This window comes from Streptomyces cyaneofuscatus (genome assembly GCF_042718795.1).
Taxonomy (GTDB): Bacteria; Actinomycetota; Actinomycetes; order Streptomycetales; family Streptomycetaceae; genus Streptomyces; species Streptomyces cyaneofuscatus_A.
Genome location: NZ_JBHXOX010000033.1, coordinates 78106 through 96011, shown reverse-complemented (window position 1 = coordinate 96011; position 17906 = coordinate 78106). Strand labels below are relative to the sequence as shown.

Genomic DNA, 17906 nt, shown 5'->3' with positions numbered 1-17906 from the left:
GCGCCGCCCCGGTACGGGACGGCGCCACGCCCGGTGTGAGGGGTCGGTGGTGGCTACCGGTCAGCCGTTGCGGCGGCGCAGCACGAGCGTGCCCGCGCCGGCGAGCAGGGCGGCTCCGGCCACCGAGCCGGCGAGGGCCGTCGTGCTGGTGTCGCCGGTGCCGGCCGGGCGCTCACCGGCCGCCACACCACCGCGAGGCGCGGCCGCCGGGGCGGTCGCGGCCTCACGGGGTGCCGCGGGTGCCGGGCGGTCGCCCGCCGCGACGCCGCCACGGGGGGCGGCGGAGGGGGCGGCGCCCTCCTTCGGCGCGGCCTTGGCGGCCTTCGCGGCCTCGGCGGCCTTCGCCCGCTCCGGCGACACCGCGGGGGCGCTGTCGGCGGGCACGGGCTTCGGGGTGGCGTCGGCGAAGGCCGCGGTGGACGGGACCAGCACCGCGGCGGCGGCCGCGGCGGCGAGCACGGCGGTGCGCAGGGAGAGGCGAGCGGTGAAAGCTGTCATACGGATGGCTCCATTCATACGTCGCCCCGTGGCGGGCCCGGGTGCCGGTGTGCACCGGGTACGGGGCAGGGAGCCAGGCTGACCGGAAGTTATGAGGAAGCTGTCAGGACGCTGTGGTCATCCCATCAGGGCCCACCTGACCGGGCCCCGGAGCCGGAGGCGACTCCGGAGCCGATGCCGCAGCCGGAGCGGGTGCCGATGCCGGAGCCGCAGCCGCAGTCGGCACCGGTGCCGTGGCCGGGAGCCGTAGCGTGAAGGCCGAGCCCTCGCCCTCCGTACTCGTCGCACTCGCCGTCCCGCCGTGCGCCTCGGCCAGCTTCCGGACGATGGCGAGGCCGAGGCCGCTTCCTCCCGTACGGCGGCTGCGGGACTTCTCCGCACGCCAGAAGCGGTCGAAGACGTACGGGAGGTTGTCGGCGGGAATGCCGGTCCCGGTGTCCACCACCTCGATCACCACGGTGTCACCGGAGCCCTCCCCGTACGCGCGCAGCGTCACCGTCCCGCCCGCCGGAGTGTGCCGTACGGCGTTGGAGACCAGGTTCCCCACCGCCTGCCGCAGCCGCACCGGATCCGCGCGCAGTTCCGGAGCCGGAGCGGCGCCCACCACCTTCAGCCGCACCCCCGCCGTCTCCGCGCGGGCCTGATGGGCGGCGGCGACCTGGCTCAACAGCTCCCCGACACGCACCGGTTCGGGGTGCAGCCGCAGCACCCCCGCGTCGGCGGCGGCCAGGTCCTGGAGGTCGTCGATGATGTGCTGGAGCTGCACCGCCTCCTCCAGCAGCGAGGAGACGAACGCCGGATCCGGGTCGGCAAGCCCGTCCTGGGCCGCCTCCAGCCAGCCGCGGATGTTGCTCAGCGGGGTGCGCAGCTCATGGGCCACATCGCTGACCATGGCCTTGCGCTGCTCCTCCAGGCGCGCCCGGTGCGCGGACATGTCGTTGAACGCGGCGGCCAGCCGGCCGATCTCGTCGTCCCCCGAGACCGGCACGGAGGCGTGCTCCTGGCCGTCCCGCATCCGCTGCGCGGCCCCGGTCAGCGCGTGCAGCGGGCGGACCAGCCGGGCGCCCGCGAGCACCGAGGCGCCCACGGTCAGCGCCAGGACCAGCGCCGCCGCACCGGCGATCTTCGCGGTGTTGGCGGGGGAGAGGTCGAAGCCGGGCACCGTGGCTCCGCCCGCGTCCCCGATGAACAGGAGCGCGGGGGAGGCCACGTACGAGCTGAGCTGTTCGCTGCGCGCCGTCCCCACGCACGAGGCGATGGCCCGGTCGTCCTCCCCGGTGAACTCCCGGGGCGGCTCGACGGCCGGGGCGGGGCGCGCCTCGCGCGCGTCGCTCGGCAGGGGAACGGGCGCGGGTGCGGCGGCGGGCCCCGGCACGGGCACGGCGACCCCGCCGCCCCAGGAGAGGTTCCGGTTCAGCCGCACCTCCCCTCGGCCCTGGCGCTTCAGGCAGGCGTCGGCCAGCCCGTTGAGCGCGTCCAGTGCCTTGCGTTCCGTTCCGGTGGGCGCGTCCAGGTCCGAGAGCTCGCACTTGGTGTACAGCGCCCGTTCGGGGTCGTTGCCCACCATCTGCACCCGGGGCCGGCCGCTCGCCCCGACGACCACGTCCGCGGCGATCCCCACCCGGTTCAGGCACACCGCCTGCCGGTCGGCGGTCCGCCGCAGCGCCGCCCGCTCGGCCGCCGGCAGCAGGAACGGCCCCACCGCCCGCGGGTCGATCCGGTCCGCGGCCGTGCCCTGCCCCTCGGTGGACCGGGCGGCCAGCACGGTGTCCACGGCCAGCGGGTCGACCACCGCCGATGCCTCCGGCGGCAGCGCGGGCGGAGCCGCCGCGGTGGCCGAGTCGGCCAGCGGCTGCCTGCTCTGCGTGGTCAGCGCCACGCGCCGGCCCGACTGCTCGGCCAGCTCCCGTACGGTCGCGTCCACCCCGTCCCAGGTCGGGTGGCGGGCCGCGTAGCCGAGCAGGGTGTCGTAGATCCGGGCGTCGGCGGTGAGGGTCTGGCCCTGTTCCTGCAGAATCGCGCCCGAGGTGGTCTGCACGGCGAGCCAGGCGGTGGCCGCCACCGAGCACGCGGCGACCAGCGCCGACACGCCGAGCAGCCGCCCCAGCAGGCTCCGCCGCAACGGCACCCGTGCGGACCGGTCCCCACGCACGTCGTGCCGTCTCCGTGCGGACCGGTCCCTACGCACGTCGTGCCGCCTTCGCCGGGTCGGTCAGCTTGTAGCCGACCCCGAAGACGGTGAGCAGACGCACCGGCCGCCGGGGCGCGGGCTCGATCTTCTTGCGCAGGTTCATGACGTGCACGTCGACCGTCCGGTCGCTGATGTAGCGGTCGAAGCCGTGCAGCTCCTCCAGCAGCCGCTGACGGCTGAACACCCGGTCGGGGCCGCCCGCCAGCGCGGCCAGGATCCGGAACTCGCCGCGCGTGCACTCCACGGGCGCGCCGTCCACCGTCACCTCGTGCCGCTCCGGGTCCACCACGAGCCCGCCCACCCGCAGAACGTGGTCCTCCGCCGGCCCGCCCGGCCGCCGGGTGCGGCGCAGCAGCGTACGGACCCGGGCCATCAGCTCACGCGGGCTGTACGGCTTGGTCATGTAGTCGTCCGCGCCGAGGTCGAGCCCGAGCAGCAGATCGTCCTCGGTGGTGCGGGCGGTCAGCATCAGCACCGGCAGCTCCCGGGCCTCGGCCCGCAGCACCCGCACCACGTCCAGGCCGTCGGCCCGGGGCATCATGACGTCGAGAACGAGCAGGTCGGGTTCCTGGTGCCGGACGGCGTCGAGCGCGGCGAGCCCGTCGCCCACGATCCGTACGGCATGTCCTTCCCGTTCCAGATAGCGGCGTACGAGTTCGGCCTGCTTCTCGTCGTCCTCGGCAACTATGACGTCTGCGCACACACCCCCGATCGTAGAGCGGGGCTACAGTGCGAGGCCGGGGCGGGTTCCGGAACACGGAAGCCGGGAAGGGAACCCGGCGCGTCCACCTGGGTTGAGGTGGCGCACCGGCGGAAGGAGACGGGTTGAGCGGCCTCGGTACGGATGGCGGCGGCGGATCGACGCACAACACGGTGTCCGGGGACGCCGTCGTCGTCGGGCCCCTTCTGATGGCGCAGCGGATCGAGGGCATTCATCTGCCGCCGACGCCGCCGGACGTCCCGCCGAGCCAGGGTCCGCCGCCCAGCCGGGTGTTCGTCAACCGGACGAAGGAGCTCGCCGATCTGCGGGACGGAGCGCTGGCCCTGGCCGCTGGGGAAGAGCCCGGGATGCTGCTGGTGGTCGGCGTCGGCGGGGTCGGCAAGACGCAGCTCGTCGCCCAGAGCGTCGGCCGCGAGCTGAAGCGCCTCTTCCCGGACGGCCAGCTCTACGTCGACCTGGAGGACCACCGCCGGGACGGAGCGGTCGACCTCGCAGCCGTCCTCGGCGGGTTCCTGCGCGCCCTCGGGGTCCACAAGGACTACGTGCCCGGACCGCTCGCCGAACGCACCGCCCTCTTCCGCAGCGTCGCCGCCCGGCTCCGCCTGCTCGTCAAGGTGGACAACGTCCAGCACGCGCCGGAGGCCAGGACCCTCGTGCCGCCGCGCGGGCTGCTCGTGGCGACCGGACGCCGGGTCCTGCCGTCGCTGCTGATGGACGGGGCCGTGCTGGTCGATGTGGCGCCGCTCGACGAGGCGGCCGGGACGGAGCTCGTACGCCGTTGGCACGCCGGCGCCGACGAGGGGACGGCCGCCGATGTCGTACGGCTCTGCGCCGGGCACCCGTTGGCGCTGCGGGCGGCGGTGGAGTGGCTGGCGGCACGGCCGCATCTGACCCTGGAGGACGTGGTACGGGATCTGACGGCCGGGCGGTACGGAACGGGCGACGACGGAGCACGGGAGGCGATGGGAGTGGCCGTGGGCGCGGGCGAGGGCGAGGGAGCCGGGGAGGGCGGCGTGGGCGAGGCGGTGGACGCGGTGCTGGACTCGGTGGTGGCCGGGGTGTCCGAGCACACGCGGTACGTCTACGACCTGCTCGGGATCCTGCCCGGTACGACGGCCACGGTGGACCTGCTGGCGGCCGCCGGCGCCACCCGCGCCGGCGAGGCGCTCGGCGAGCTGGTCTCCTCCCGGCTCGCGGTCCTGGTGGAGTCCTCCGACCGGCCCCGGCGCTACCGGCTGCACGATGTGGTGCGCGCCCATGCCCGGCTGCACGCACGGGAGTTGACTCCGGATCGGCGGCGGGACGTCCTGCGGCTCGTCGTGGACTTCTACACCGACGCGGCGGCCCACGGCGATGCGCTGGTGCTGGGCGACCGGTTCAGGATCCAGTCGCCGCCGGTCCGTCCGCTCGCCGAACTCGCCGCGCAGGGAACGCTGTTCACCGGTAGGGCCGACGCTCTGGAGTGGCTCGATGCGGAACGTACCAACCTCCAGGTCATCATCCGAACCGCCGCCGACGAGGGATGGCACGAGCAGGTGTGGCGGCTCTGCGAGTCTCTGTGGGCGCTCTACCACAGCCGTAAACACCTCGCCGACTGCGTCGAGTCGGGCCTGCTCGGCATCGAGGCGGCCCAGCACCAGGCGCGCCCCGACGTCGAGATCCGGATGCGCAACCAGGTCGCCCGGGCCGCCTACGAGCTCGGCGATCTCGACCGTGCCGAGTCCCAACTCGACGCCGCGGCAGGCCTTCTGGAGCTGGCCGGTGACCCGCGGCTGAGCGGAGTCGTCCAGGAGAGCCGCGGGCTGATCGCGCTCGCGCGCGGCCGGTCGGAGCGGTCGCCCGAGGCGGCACGCGAACGCGCCGAGGAGGCGCGGCAGCTCTTCGAGCGCGCACTGGCCGCCAACCGTGCCGTGCCCGACCCGCACGGTGTCGTCGTGCAGAGCTACAACGTGGCCCAGGCGCTGGTGGCGGGGGAGCGGTGGACCGATGCCCTGGACGTGCTGGACGAGGCGGCCGAGACCGCCCGGGCCACCGGTGACGAGCCCATGCTGCCCCGCATCGACCTCGTACGGGCCCACGCCTTCGCCGGGCTCGGCGCGCTGGACCGCGCGGTCACCGCGGCGGGCTCGGCGGCCGACCGGGCGGCCGGGCTCAAGCAGTTCGCCAAGCTCGACCAGGCGCTCGAACTGCTGACCGCGCTGGCCGACCGGGCCGAGGACCGGCCGCTGCGGGCCGCCTGCGAGGAGAAGTTGCGCGGGCTGCGGCGGACCATGGGACTGAAGCCACCGGCCGCACCCACGGACCCGGCCTGAACCTCCACCTGCCCTTCTCCCGTCCGCCCTTCTCCCGTCCGCCCTTCTCCCGTCCGCCTTCGCCCCCGTCCGTCTTCGCCCCCGTCCGTCTTCGTCCTCCGGAGCCCCGCGTTGTCCTCGGTGCCGTCGCTGCTCAGCCGTTCCTCCGCCCGGTTCCGCCGTGCCGTCCGGCCCGGCCACGACCGGTGGAACACCTGGGACCCGCCGAAGGCTGAGGTGCTCGGAGTGGCGCGGACGCTCACCTCCGCCACCCGGCTGGTGGACGTCATGCAGCTGCTGCGCACCGAGGACGGGATCGACAAGTACTTCACGGTCAACCCCGGATCGGCGTTCGCGGACGGGCTCGACGCCTATCTCGCCGGGCTCGGCGTCCAGGTGCTGAGCTGGAAGGAGGCGACCCGGCGCTCCTTCGACCTGGCCGTCAGCTGCTCGGTCCACCCGACGATGCGCCGACTGGACGCGCCGCTCATGGTGCTGCCGCACGGCGCCGGCTACAACCGGCTCGTCACCGAGTCGACCGGTGACACGCTCGCTCCCGCCGGACTCTCCCGGCGGGAGCTGATGTGGCGGGGCAGGGTCGTCCCGGACGTGATCGGCGTGTCGCACCAGGGCCAGATCGACCGGCTCGCCGAGACCTGCCCCGAGGCCGCGCCGTACGCCCTGGCCGTCGGCGACTGGTGCTTCCAGCGCATCACCGCGAGCATGGCGCACCGGGACCGCTACCGCTCGCGGCTCGGCGCGGTCGACGGGCGGCGGCTGGTGGTCGTCCACTCCACCTGGAGCCGCCACTCGCTGCTCGGCCGCCACCCGGAGCTGCCGCTGCGCCTGGTCACCTCGCTCCCGGCCGACGAGTTCGCCGTCGCGGCCGTCTTCCACCCCAACGTCTGGGCCCGGCACACCCGGCCCGGCGTGCTGGAGAGGCTCGGCGCCGCGATGGACGCCGGGCTCATGATCATCCCACCGCAGGAGGGGTGGCGTGCGGCGGTGGTGGCCAGTGACTGGGTGGTCGGCGACCACGGCAGTACGACGTTCTACTCGGCCGCCGCCGACCGGGTCACGCTGCTCGCCGCCACCGGTCTGGACGAGCTGGATCCGGCGTCGCCGGCCGCCGCGTTCGGGCGCGGGGCGCCACGGCTGGATCCGGACGGTGATGTGTACGCGCAACTGCTGGCGGCGGCCCGCGGCCACGACGCGGCGGAGCTGCGGCCGGTCGTGGACCGCCAGCTCGCCTCGGTCGGCACCTCGGGTGAGGTGACGCGGGCCCGGATGTACGAGTTCCTCGCCGCGCGCGGGGTCAGGGTGCCGGCGACGCCCCCGCGGCCGCTGCCCGTACCGGCTCCCGAACCCGTACGCCGTACGGCCGCCACGGCGTACGACGTCACCGGCGCCCACGACTCCCGGGGCACGGTCGACCTCCAGCGCCGGCCGTTGGTGGCCGGACACCACACGGAGGCCCTCGGTTTCTACGCCGTCACGACGGAGGAGAACCACCCGCACTGGCCCCACGCGGCGGAGGTCCTGGCCCGCACGGCCGCGGACGCCGAGGTGGCGGCCCTGGACTGGGTGGCGGACGCCGCCGTGCGCTACGAGAACCTCAACGTCCTGGCGGCCCGGCTGGACGAGAGCCGCTGCCTGGTCCGGCTGCGCGGCGGGCGCCGGCTGGAGGCCCGTACGGAGCGGTCCTGGGGCGCGCGACGGCCTCCGCTCGATCCGGTGCTGCTGGGTTCGGCCGTCAACCTCTGGATGACCGACCCGGAACGCTCGAAGGACCTCACGGACGGCCTGACCCTGTGCACGGGTCAGTGGCGGATCGAGGTCGCGTTCACCGAGTAGAGCCCGCCCGGCCCCCGCCGCTGAACCGGAGGCAGAGCGTCCGGGGTCGATCTTGTGATCAAACCTGCGCAGATGTCGTACGGGAGCGATCGAAGCGTCGTGCGGAAGCGGGTGGGAGTAGGCGAGAGTGGGCAGAAAAGGGCGTGATTTCGCCCCGCGGGTTCACTGAACCTCCTTATAGTGGTGCCGCGTTGATCGTATGGTCGCAACGCGTGAAGCCGTCGCCACTGGAGTCCGTACGATGACGAACCCCTCGTCCGCCATGCCCGCGCCCCCGGCCGGTGGAGGCGGTGGCTGCCCCATGGGCCACGGCACGGGAGCGGTTCCGCTCAGCGGGCCCGGCTTCCACACCGAACCCCAGGCGCTCTACCGCTCGATGCGGCGCGACCACGGCCCCGTCGTCCCGGTCGAGCTGCCCGGCGGCTTCCCCGCCTGGCTGGTGATCGGCTACCGGGAACTCCACCAGGTCACCAGCGACGGGGAGTTGTACCCCCGGGACGTCTCCCTGTGGAACCAGTGGGAGAACATCCCCGCCGACTGGCCGCTCCTCCCCATGGTGGGGACCCCCATGCCCTCCATCTACTTCACCGCCGGAGCCGAGCACCGGCGCCATGTGGACATGGTCGTCCCCGCGCTCGAAGCGGCCGACCCCTTCGAGATCCGGCAGCACTGCGAGCAACTGGCCGACCGGCTCATCGACGCCGTGTGCAGCCGGGGCACCGCCGACCTCGTCGCCGAGTTCGCCGAGCCGCTCCCCGTCCTCGTCCTCGCCCGGCTCGTCGGCTTCCCCGACGACGAGGGCGCCGACATCGCCCAGGTGCTCAAGGACCTCGCCGACGGTGGGCCCGGTGCCCAGAAGGCCCACCTGCGCTTCGGCGAGCACATGCACCGGCTCGTCGCGGCTAAGCGGGTGCGCCCCGGGGACGACGTGACCTCCCGGATGCTCGCCCACCCCGAACCGTTCACCGACGAGGAGTACGCCCTCGACCTCATGGCCATCACGGCCGCCGGGCACCTGACCACCGCCGACTGGATCAGCAACTCCACCCGGCTGATGCTCACCGAGGACCAGTTCGCCGACGCCCTCTCCGGCGGCCGGCACAGCGTCGCCGAAGCCATGAACGAGGTGCTCTGGGAGGACGGCCCGACCCAGATCCTGGCCGGGCGGTGGGCCTCGCGCGACGCCCGGCTCGGCGGCCAGGACATCGCTCGCGGCGACATGTTGCTCCTCGGCCTCGCCGCCGCCAACGCCGATCCGCACATCCGGCAGCAGGTCACGGACCAGGTGGTCCGCTCCGGGCGGGGTGGCAACAGCGCCCACATGGCGTTCAGCCACGGCGAGTACCGCTGCCCCTTCCCCGCGCAGGAGATCGCCGAGATCATCGCCCGCACCGGTATCGAGGTGCTGCTGGACCGGCTGCCCGACCTCGAACTGGCCGTACCGGCTACCGAGTTGGTGCGCAGGCCCTCAGCCTTCCTGCGCGGGATGACCGCACTGCCCGTCCGCTTCACCCCCGTACGCACGACAGGAGACGCGCTGTGAAATGCCCGCACACCGGAGCTGCCGGAGCCGCTGACGTCGCTGAAGCCGACCTGGGCGCCGGGACCATCACCATCGACCCCATGGTCCAGGACCTGGACGGTGAGACCGCGCGGCTGCGCGACGCCGGTGTGCTCGCCCGGATCGAGCTGCTCGGGGTCCCCGCCTGGACGGTCACCCGGCACGCCGAGGCACGCCAACTCCTCGTCGACCCGCGGCTGGTGAAGGACATCGACGCCTGGGGGCTGTGGCGGAGCGGAGTGGTGACACGTGCCTGGCCGCTGATCGGCATGATCGACGCAGGGCGCTCCATGTTCACCGTGGACGGGGCCGAGCACCGGCGGCTGCGCACCAAGACCTCGCAGGCGCTCACCCCGCGCCGGCTCGAAGCGATCCGCCCGGCCATCGAGAAGTTCACCGACGAACTGCTGGACCACCTCGACGCGGCGCGCGGCGAGGACGGGGTCGTCGACCTGAAGGCGGTGTTCGCCCAGCCGCTGCCGATGAAGGTGGTCGGCATGCTGATGGGCGTCGACGAGTCCCAGCACGCGATGCTGACCCGGCAGTACAAGGCGTTCTTCTCCATGCTCACCCCGCAGGACGAACGCCTGTCCCTGCTGGCCGAGTTGGACGTCTTCTACGCCGACCTCGTACGTGAGAAGACCGCACACCCGACGGACGACCTCACCAGCGCGCTGATCCTGGCCGAGGAGGGCGGCGAGCCGCTCACCGAGGAGGAGGTGGTGGGCAACCTGAAGGCCATGGTGGCCGCCGGGCACGAGACGACGATCGGGCTCATCCTCAACGCCGTACGCGCGCTCCTCTCCCACCCGGACCAACTGGCCAAGGTGCTGTCCGGCGAGGTCGGCTGGGACGCGGTGATCGAGGAGACGCTGCGCTGGGACACCCCCACCACCCACCTCCTGATGCGGTTCGCCACCGAGGACATCACCGTGGGCGACACCGTGGTCAAGGAAGGGGAGGGGGTCGTCATCTCCTACCGCGCCATCGGCCGCGACACCGGGCAGCACGGCGAGGATGCCGACGCCTTCGACATCACCCGCGCCACCCGCAACCGCCATATGACCTTCGGCCACGGCCCGCACATCTGCCCCGGCGCCGCGCTCTCCCGCGTCGAGGCGGCCGTCGCCCTGCCCGCGCTGTTCGCCCGCTTCCCCGGGCTGCGGCTCGCCATCCCGGACGCGGAGATCACCAAGCTCCCGGTGATGACGCAGAACGACATGGCGGCCTTCCCGGTACTGCTGGGCTGAGGCCGCGCCTGAACGCGCTCCCGTCAGTGAGCCGCCCCACACCCGACAACACCCCGACCAGCGCCTCCGAGTGAGGTGCGTCACGCAGAGTGAAATTCTTGGCATACATTCCGGCGGACGGGGGAGGGGCCCCGACCGCTGGTGTGGCCGTACCCCGGTCCACCGCGCAGGACGCCCTCGGCCGAACCGGCGAGGGCATTTCGGGTACGGAAGGCGAAACGCGACATGTCGGCGCTCAGCACCATCCACATCGACGGCACCTGGCGGGCCGCCGGATCAGGCGCGACGCGCGAGATCCTCGACCCCGCCGACGCCGCCGTCCTGGCCGTCGTCGCCGAAGGCGGCGTCGAGGACACCGATGCGGCGATCGCGGCGGCGCGGCGCGCCTTCGACGACGGCCCCTGGCCGCACAAGCCCGTCGCCGAGCGGGCCGGCCTTCTGCGCCGGGTCGCCGAGCTGCTCCAGCGGGACCGCGAGGAGATCGCGATCACCGAGAGCCGCGACACCGGCAAGACCCTCGAAGAGGGCCGGGTCGACGTCGACGACGTCACGAACGCCTTCCGCTACTTCGCCGACCTCGTGATGAACGAGAGCGGCGGCCGGGTCGTCGACGCGGGCAACCCGGACGTCCACAGCATCGTCGTGCACGAGCCCGTCGGCGTCTGCGCCCTGATCGCGCCCTGGAACTACCCCCTCCTCCAGGCGAGCTGGAAGATCGCCCCGGCCCTCGCCGCCGGCAACACCTTCGTGCTCAAGCCCAGCGAGGTCACCCCGCTCTCCACCGTCCACCTGATCAAGCTCCTCGCCGAGGCCGGCCTGCCCGACGGTGCCGCCAACCTCGTCACCGGCGCCGGCGACCCGGTCGGCGCCCGGCTCTCCGAGCACCCGGACGTCGACCTGGTCTCCTTCACCGGCGGCCTCGCCAGCGGTACGAAGGTGGCCCAGGCGGCAGCCCCCACCGTGAAGAAGGTGGCCCTGGAGCTCGGCGGCAAGAACCCCAACGTGGTCTTCGCGGATGCCTGCGCCACCGAGGACGGCTTCGACACCGCCGTCGACCAGGCCCTGAACGCCGCCTTCTTCCACAGCGGCCAGGTCTGCTCCGCCGGCGCCCGCCTGATCATCCAGGACACCGTCAGCGAGCGCTTCGTCACCGAGCTGGCCCGCCGCGCCGACGCCATCCGCCTCGGCCGGGGCACCCTCGACGGCGTCGAGTGCGGACCCCTCGTCTCCGCCCAGCAGCTCGCCAAGGTCGAGGCGTACGTCGCCTCCGCCCGTGAGGAGGGCGCGATCGTCCGGGCCGGCGGCGAGCGCCCGAAGCCCAGCGACGTACGCCCCGAAGGCGGCTACTTCTACCGGCCGACCGTCCTCGACGGCTGCCACCGGGAGATGAAGGTGGTCCGCGAGGAGACCTTCGGCCCGATCCTCACCGTCGAGACCTTCCGTACCGAGGAAGAAGCCATCACGCTGGCCAACGACACCGACTACGGCCTCGCCGGCGCCGTCTGGACCACCGACGCGGGCCGGGCCCGCCGGGTCGCCGGACGGCTGCGCCACGGCACCGTCTGGATCAACGACTACCACCCCTACCTCCCGCAGGCCGAGTGGGGCGGCTTCGGCAAGTCCGGTACGGGGCGCGAGCTCGGTCCCACCGGCCTCGCCGAGTACCGCGAGTCCAAGCACATCTACCAGAACCTCAACCCGCGCCCCCAGCGCTGGTTCGCCGGCTGACACACCTGCTGGGGCCCCGGGACTGAACCCCGGGGCTCCGCCCGGCTGTTCGCAGCACCACGCACACGCACGAACCTTGCAGAAGGAGCAGTGACCGATGCCTCCCACCCCCCGCAGCACCGCGGTCCCCGACCCCGAAGGCCCCGTGGCCGACTACGTGATCGTCGGCGGCGGCACCGCCGGATCGGTCATCGCCTCCCGGCTCACCGAGGACCCGAACGTCACCGTCACGGTCATCGAGGGCGGCCCCACCGACATCGACCGTGACGACGTGCTGACCCTGCGCCGCTGGCTCGGCCTCCTCGGCGGCGACCTCGACTACGACTACCCCACCACCGAGCAGCCGCGCGGCAACTCCCACATCCGGCACAGCCGCGCCCGGGTCCTCGGCGGCTGCTCCTCGCACAACACGCTGATCAGCTTCAAGCCGCTGCCCGGCGACTGGGACGAGTGGGCCGAGGCGGGCGCCGAGGGCTGGGACGCGGCCGCGATGGACCCGTACTTCGCCAAGCTGCGCAACAACATCGTGCCCGTAGACGAGAAGGACCGCAACGCCATCGCCCGTGACTTCGTCGACGCCGCCCAGGCGGCGGCCGGGGTCCCGCGCGTGGACAGCTTCAACAGCAAGCCGTTCCACGAGGGCGTCGGCTTCTTCGACCTGGCCTACCACCCGGAGAACAACAAGCGCTCCTCCGCCTCGGTGGCCTACCTCCACCCGCACATCGAGGCCGGAGACCGCCCGAACCTCCGCATCCTGCTGGAGACATGGGCGTACCGGCTGGAGTTCGACGGCACCCGCGCCACCGGCGTCCACGTCCGGACGAAGGACGGCGAGGAGATCCTGCTGCGCGCGGCCCGTGAGGTCATCGTCTGCGCGGGCGCGGTGGACACGCCCCGGCTGCTGCTGCACTCCGGGATCGGTCCGCGCGAGGACCTCCAGGCGCTGGGCATCGAGGTGCGCCACGACCTGCCGGGTGTCGGTGAGAACCTGCTCGACCACCCCGAGTCCGTCATCGTCTGGGAGACCGACGGGCCCATCCCGGAGAACTCCGCGATGGACTCCGACGCGGGACTCTTCGTCCGCCGCGACCCCGGATCCCGGGGCCCGGACCTGATGTTCCACTTCTACCAGATCCCGTTCACCGACAACCCGGAGCGGCTCGGCTACGAGAAGCCCGAGCACGGGGTGTCGATGACGCCGAACATCCCCAAGCCGCGCAGCCGGGGCCGCCTCTACCTCACGAGCGCCGACCCCGAGGTCAAGCCGGCCCTGGACTTCCGGTACTTCACCGACGAGGACGACCACGACGGCCGCACCCTGGTCGACGGCATCAAGCTCGCCCGTCAGATCGCGGCCACCGAACCGCTCGCCCACTGGCTGAAGCGCGAGGTCTGCCCCGGCCCCGAGGTCACCTCGGACGAGGAGATCAGCGAGTACGCCCGCAAGGTCGCCCACACCGTCTACCACCCGGCGGGCACCTGCAGGATGGGCGCCACCGACGACCAAGAGGCGGTTGTTGACCCGCAGTTGCGCATCCGGGGCCTTCAGGGGATCCGGATCGCCGACGCGTCCGTCTTCCCGACCATGCCCGCCGTCAACCCGATGATCGGAGTCCTCATGGTCGGCGAGAAGTGCGCCGAACTCCTCGTGAACCAGGCGCGTGCCGCCGTCCCGGTCACCGGTACCAGCACCGGAGGTGATGTCCGATGACCGCAACCCAGGCCAGCGAGGCCACAGTTGAGGCCGCCGACGAGAACGCCGTGTTCTCCGTACGCAACCTCTGGAAGGTCTTCGGACCCAAGGCCGACCGTGTCCCCGGCAGCGAGTACGCCTCCCTCCCGCCCGCCGAACTGCGCGAGGCCACCGGCTGCACCGCCGCCGTTCGCGACGTCTCCTTCGACGTCCGCAAGGGCGAAGTCTTCGTCGTCATGGGCCTGTCCGGCTCCGGCAAGTCGACCCTCGTACGCTGTCTGACCCGGCTGATCGAGCCCACCAGCGGCACCCTCGCCATCGACGGCGAGGACGTCCTGGCGATGGACCGCTCCCGGCTGCGCGAACTGCGCCGCCACCGCGCCGCGATGGTCTTCCAGCACTTCGGTCTGCTGCCGCACCGCACGGTGCTGGACAACGTGGCCTACGGCCTGGAGATCCAGGGCCTCTCCAAGGCCGAACGCCGCGCCAAGGCGGCTGAGTTGGTGGAGAAGGTCGGCCTCGCAGGTCTGGAGGACCGCCGCCCCTCCCAGCTCTCCGGCGGCCAGCAGCAGCGCGTCGGCCTGGCCCGCGCACTCGCCGTCGACCCCTCCGTCCTCCTCTTCGACGAGCCGTTCAGCGCGCTGGACCCGCTGATCCGCCGCGAGATGCAGGACGAGGTGGTCCGGCTGCACCGCGAGGAGGGCCGCACCATGGTCTTCATCACCCACGACCTCAGCGAGGCCCTGCGCCTGGGCACCCGGATCGCGCTCATGCGCGACGGCGGGATCGTCCAGCTCGGCACGCCCGAGGAGATCGTGGGCTCGCCCGCCGACGACTACGTCACCGAGTTCGTCCGGGACGTGCCGCGCGAGCAGGTCCTCACCGTCGCCACCGCGATGCGCCCCGCGCTCGCCGGGGAGAGCGAACGCGGCCCGGCCGTACGCCCCGAGGCCACGGTCTCCGAGGCCATCGAGGCGGTCTCCCGCTCCGGCGACCCCGCCGCCCGGGTGATGGACGCCGGCCGGCTCGTCGGCGTCGTCGACCAGGCGCGCCTGCTGGACGTCGTGGCCGGCACGGCAGCCTCCCCGGGCTCTCCGGCGACCACTCCCGACGCCCCGGACGGCCCCCGCGAGGTGACCGCCTGATGGCCACCGCCCAGGCCACCCCGGTCCGCCCCGCGCAGGCGGGCGCACGCCGGGGGCCGCTGGCCGCCCTCCGCGAACGCCCGGCCGCCGGGAAGCTCCTGCTCCTCGCGCTCGCCGCCGTCATCCTCGTCCCCCTCGCGCACAGCCGCTGGGGCGGCGGCATCTGGCCGGACGCGCTGACCGCCGACCTCTCGGCGCCGCTCGGCGAGGTCACCGACTGGATCGTCTCCAACCGGGACGACCACCCGCTCTTCCTCTACTTCTTCGGCCACATCAGCAACGCCGTCGTGCTCTCCGTCCGCGCCGTCTACCTGGTGCTCCTGGCGCTCGGCTGGGCCGGTGTCACCGTGCTCGCCGCAGCCGTCGCCTGGCGGGTCGCGGGCATCCGGCTCGCGCTCACCGCCGCCGTGTCGTTCCTGGCCTGCGGGTTGCTCGGCATGTGGGTGCCGACCATGCAGACGCTCGCCCTGATGGCCGTGGCCGTCCTCGTCTCCGTCATCCTCGGCCTCCTCCTCGGCCTGGCCGCCGGCCTCTCCGACCGCGTCTTCCGCATCCTGCGCCCGGTGCTCGACACCATGCAGGTGCTGCCCGCCTTCGCGTACCTGCTCCCCGTCGTCCTGGTCTTCGGCATCGGCGTCCCGGGTGCGGTCCTCGCCACCGTCGTGTACGCGGCTCCGCCGATGGCGCGGCTCACCGCGCTCGGCCTGCGCGGAGCGGACAGCGGCGTCATGGAGGCCGTCGCCTCGCTCGGCGCGACCGGCAGGCAGCGGCTGCTCACGGCCCGGCTGCCGCTGGCCCGCAAGGAGCTGCTCCTCGGCCTCAACCAGACCATCATGATGGCGCTCTCCATGGCCGTCATCGCCTCGGTGATCGGCGCCGGCGGCCTCGGCGACCGGGTCTACCAGGCACTGTCCTCCGTCGACGTGGGTGCCGCCCTCGCCGCCGGTATCCCGATCGTGCTGCTGGCCGTCGTCCTGGACCGTACGACGGAGGCCGCGGGCCGCCGTATCGGCGCCGAGCCCACCGGCCCGGCCCTCCTCCGGGGCCGGCGCGGCTGGACCCTGGCCGCCGTGGTCACCGCCGCCGTCGCCCTCGTCGGCCGGCTCACCGACGGCCGGGTCTGGCCCGACGACCTCACCGTGGCGATCGCCGGACCGGTGAACACCGCCAAGGACTGGATGGTGGACCACCTCTACACCGGAGTGCCGGTCGTCGGCGGCACCGCCGACCTGGCCTCCCACTTCACCAGCGGTGTCCTCAACCCGCTGCGCAGCGGACTCACCGGACTGCCCTGGTGGTCGGTGCTGCTCATCGTCGCCGCCCTCGCCTGGACCATCGGCACCTGGCGCACCGCCGCCACCGCCGTCCTCGCCATGGCCGCGATCGGCGTCCTCGGTGTGTGGGAGCCGTCGATGGACACCCTCAGCCAGGTCCTCGCCGCCGTGGCGGTCACCCTGGTCCTGGGCTTCGGTATCGCGATCGGCGCCGCCCGCAGCGAACGCCTGGAACGGCTGCTGCGACCGGTCCTGGACGTCTTCCAGACCATGCCGCAGTTCGTCTACCTGATCCCCGTCGTCGCCCTCTTCGGCGTCGGCCGCGCCCCCGCCGCGGCGGCGGCCGTCGTCTACGCGCTGCCCGCCGTCGTCCGCATCACCACCCAGGGCCTGCGGGGCGTCGATCCGGCCGCGATGGAGTGCGCCCGCTCGCTCGGCGCCACGACCGGCCAGCAGCTCCGCCAGGTCCAACTCCCACTGGCCAGGCCCTCGTTGCTGCTCGCGGTCAACCAGGCCGTGGTCCTGGTCCTCGCCGTCGTCATCATCGGCGGACTCGTCGGATCGGGCGCGCTCGGTTACGAGGTCGTCCTCGGCCTCGCCCAGGGCGACCTGGCCACCGGGCTCGTCGCCGGAGCAGCGATCGTCTGCCTCGGCCTGATGCTCGACCGGGTCACCCCGCCCACCGCCCGCCGCCAGCGACAGGAGAGCTGAGATGAACCGCTCCCGCACCCGCCTGCTCGTGGCGCTTGCCTCGGCCACCGCCCTGCTCGCCACGGCGGGCTGCGGCGCCGCCGACATGACGAAGCAGTCCTCCCCGTTCGCCGCCCCCGCCGGGGTCAAGACGGTCACCCTCTCCGTCCAGTCCTGGGTCGGCGCCCAGGCGAACGTCGCCGTGGCCGAGCAGCTCCTCAAGGACGAGCTCGGCTACCGCGTCGACCTCGTCCAGACCGACGAGGTCCCCGCCTGGGACGCCCTCAGCCAGGGCCGCGTCGACGCGATCCTGGAGGACTGGGGCCACCCGGACCAGGAGAAGCTGTACGTCGACGAGAAGAAGACCATCGTCCGGGGCGGCGACCTCGGGGTCACCGGCCACATCGGCTGGTACGTCCCGAAGTACTGGGCGGACAAGCACCCCGACGTCACGAGCTGGAAGAACCTCGACAAGTACGCGGACGAGCTGAGGACCGCCGAGAGCGGCGGCAAGGGCCAGCTCATGGACGGCTCCCCCTCCTACGTCACCAACGACGTGGCCCTGGTGAAGAACCTGGACCTGGACTACAAGGTCGTCTTCGCCGGCTCCGAGGCCGCCCAGATCACCCAGATCCAGCAGTTCGCCAAGGAGAAGAAGCCCTTCCTGAGCTACTGGTACCAGCCGCAGTGGCTGTTCAACGAGGTCCCGATGGTCGAGGTGAAGCTCCCGGAGTACACCGAGGAGTGCGCGGCCAAGGACCCCGAGGACATCGACTGCGCCTATCCGACGACACCGTTGCAGAAGTTCCTCAACGCGGACTTCGTGGAGCGCGGCGGCGACGCGGCCTCGTTCCTGAAGAAGTTCCGGTGGTCGGAGAAGGACCAGAACGAGGTGTCCGAGATGATCGCCGCCCAGCGGCTCAGCCCGCAGGAGGCGGCGAAGCGCTGGATCGACCGCCACCCGGACGTCTGGAAGAAGTGGCTGGACAAGGGGTGAAGGACCGGACGCC

At 73.0% G+C, this 17906-nt stretch carries 12 protein-coding genes; 9 read left to right on the top strand and 3 right to left on the bottom strand.

Annotated features, from left to right (window positions below; translation table 11 throughout):
* Positions 1–60 precede the first annotated feature (60 nt).
* The 3 genes from ACFWRT_RS31690 to ACFWRT_RS31680 all read right to left on the bottom strand — a co-directional run bounded on the left by ACFWRT_RS31690 (position 61) and on the right by ACFWRT_RS31680 (position 3392).
* Positions 61–498 carry a hypothetical protein gene (locus ACFWRT_RS31690; RefSeq protein WP_380955321.1) on the bottom strand — a complete coding sequence of 146 codons (438 nt, stop codon included), beginning with the start codon at positions 496–498 and terminating at the stop codon, positions 61–63.
* 103 nt (positions 499–601) lie between these two features.
* On the bottom strand, positions 602–2650 hold the full coding sequence (locus ACFWRT_RS31685; RefSeq protein ID WP_380955323.1) for a sensor histidine kinase: 2049 nt from the start codon (positions 2648–2650) through the stop codon (positions 602–604).
* Between the two features lie 28 nt (positions 2651–2678).
* Positions 2679–3392 carry a response regulator transcription factor gene (locus ACFWRT_RS31680; RefSeq protein ID WP_380955325.1) on the bottom strand — a complete coding sequence of 238 codons (714 nt, stop codon included), beginning with the start codon at positions 3390–3392 and terminating at the stop codon, positions 2679–2681.
* A gap of 122 nt (positions 3393–3514) precedes the next feature.
* On the opposite strand from ACFWRT_RS31680, the gene ACFWRT_RS31675 reads away from it, so the two are divergent.
* From ACFWRT_RS31675 to ACFWRT_RS31635, 9 genes are all read left to right on the top strand, one after another.
* A complete protein-coding gene (locus tag ACFWRT_RS31675) occupies positions 3515–5722 on the top strand; it encodes a regulator (RefSeq protein ID WP_380955326.1) in 2208 nt (735 codons plus the stop codon).
* Between the two features lie 111 nt (positions 5723–5833).
* A complete protein-coding gene (locus ACFWRT_RS31670) occupies positions 5834–7555 on the top strand; it encodes a hypothetical protein (RefSeq protein WP_380955327.1) in 1722 nt (573 codons plus the stop codon).
* A gap of 241 nt (positions 7556–7796) precedes the next feature.
* On the top strand, positions 7797–9098 hold the full coding sequence (locus tag ACFWRT_RS31665; RefSeq protein ID WP_380955328.1) for a cytochrome P450: 1302 nt from the start codon (positions 7797–7799) through the stop codon (positions 9096–9098).
* Positions 9095–10366 (top strand): cytochrome P450 family protein, encoded by a 1272-nt coding sequence (locus tag ACFWRT_RS31660; protein WP_380955329.1) that lies wholly within the window; start codon positions 9095–9097, stop codon positions 10364–10366. Before ACFWRT_RS31665 ends, ACFWRT_RS31660 begins: the two co-directional genes overlap by 4 nt.
* A gap of 225 nt (positions 10367–10591) precedes the next feature.
* Positions 10592–12094 (top strand): aldehyde dehydrogenase family protein, encoded by a 1503-nt coding sequence (locus ACFWRT_RS31655; protein WP_380955331.1) that lies wholly within the window; start codon positions 10592–10594, stop codon positions 12092–12094.
* A 97-nt stretch (positions 12095–12191) separates the two neighbouring features.
* Positions 12192–13805, top strand: coding sequence for a GMC family oxidoreductase (locus tag ACFWRT_RS31650; protein WP_380955332.1), 1614 nt, complete (start codon positions 12192–12194; stop codon positions 13803–13805).
* Positions 13802–14932, top strand: coding sequence for a quaternary amine ABC transporter ATP-binding protein (locus tag ACFWRT_RS31645; RefSeq protein ID WP_380955334.1), 1131 nt, complete (start codon positions 13802–13804; stop codon positions 14930–14932). Before ACFWRT_RS31650 ends, ACFWRT_RS31645 begins: the two co-directional genes overlap by 4 nt.
* Positions 14932–16917, top strand: a complete 1986-nt coding sequence (locus ACFWRT_RS31640) for an ABC transporter permease (protein ID WP_380955335.1) — start codon at positions 14932–14934, stop codon at positions 16915–16917. Before ACFWRT_RS31645 ends, ACFWRT_RS31640 begins: the two co-directional genes overlap by 1 nt.
* Before the next feature lies 1 nt (position 16918).
* Entirely contained in the window at positions 16919–17893 is a 975-nt protein-coding gene (locus ACFWRT_RS31635) for an ABC transporter substrate-binding protein (protein WP_380955337.1), read from the top strand.
* Positions 17894–17906 lie beyond the last annotated feature (13 nt).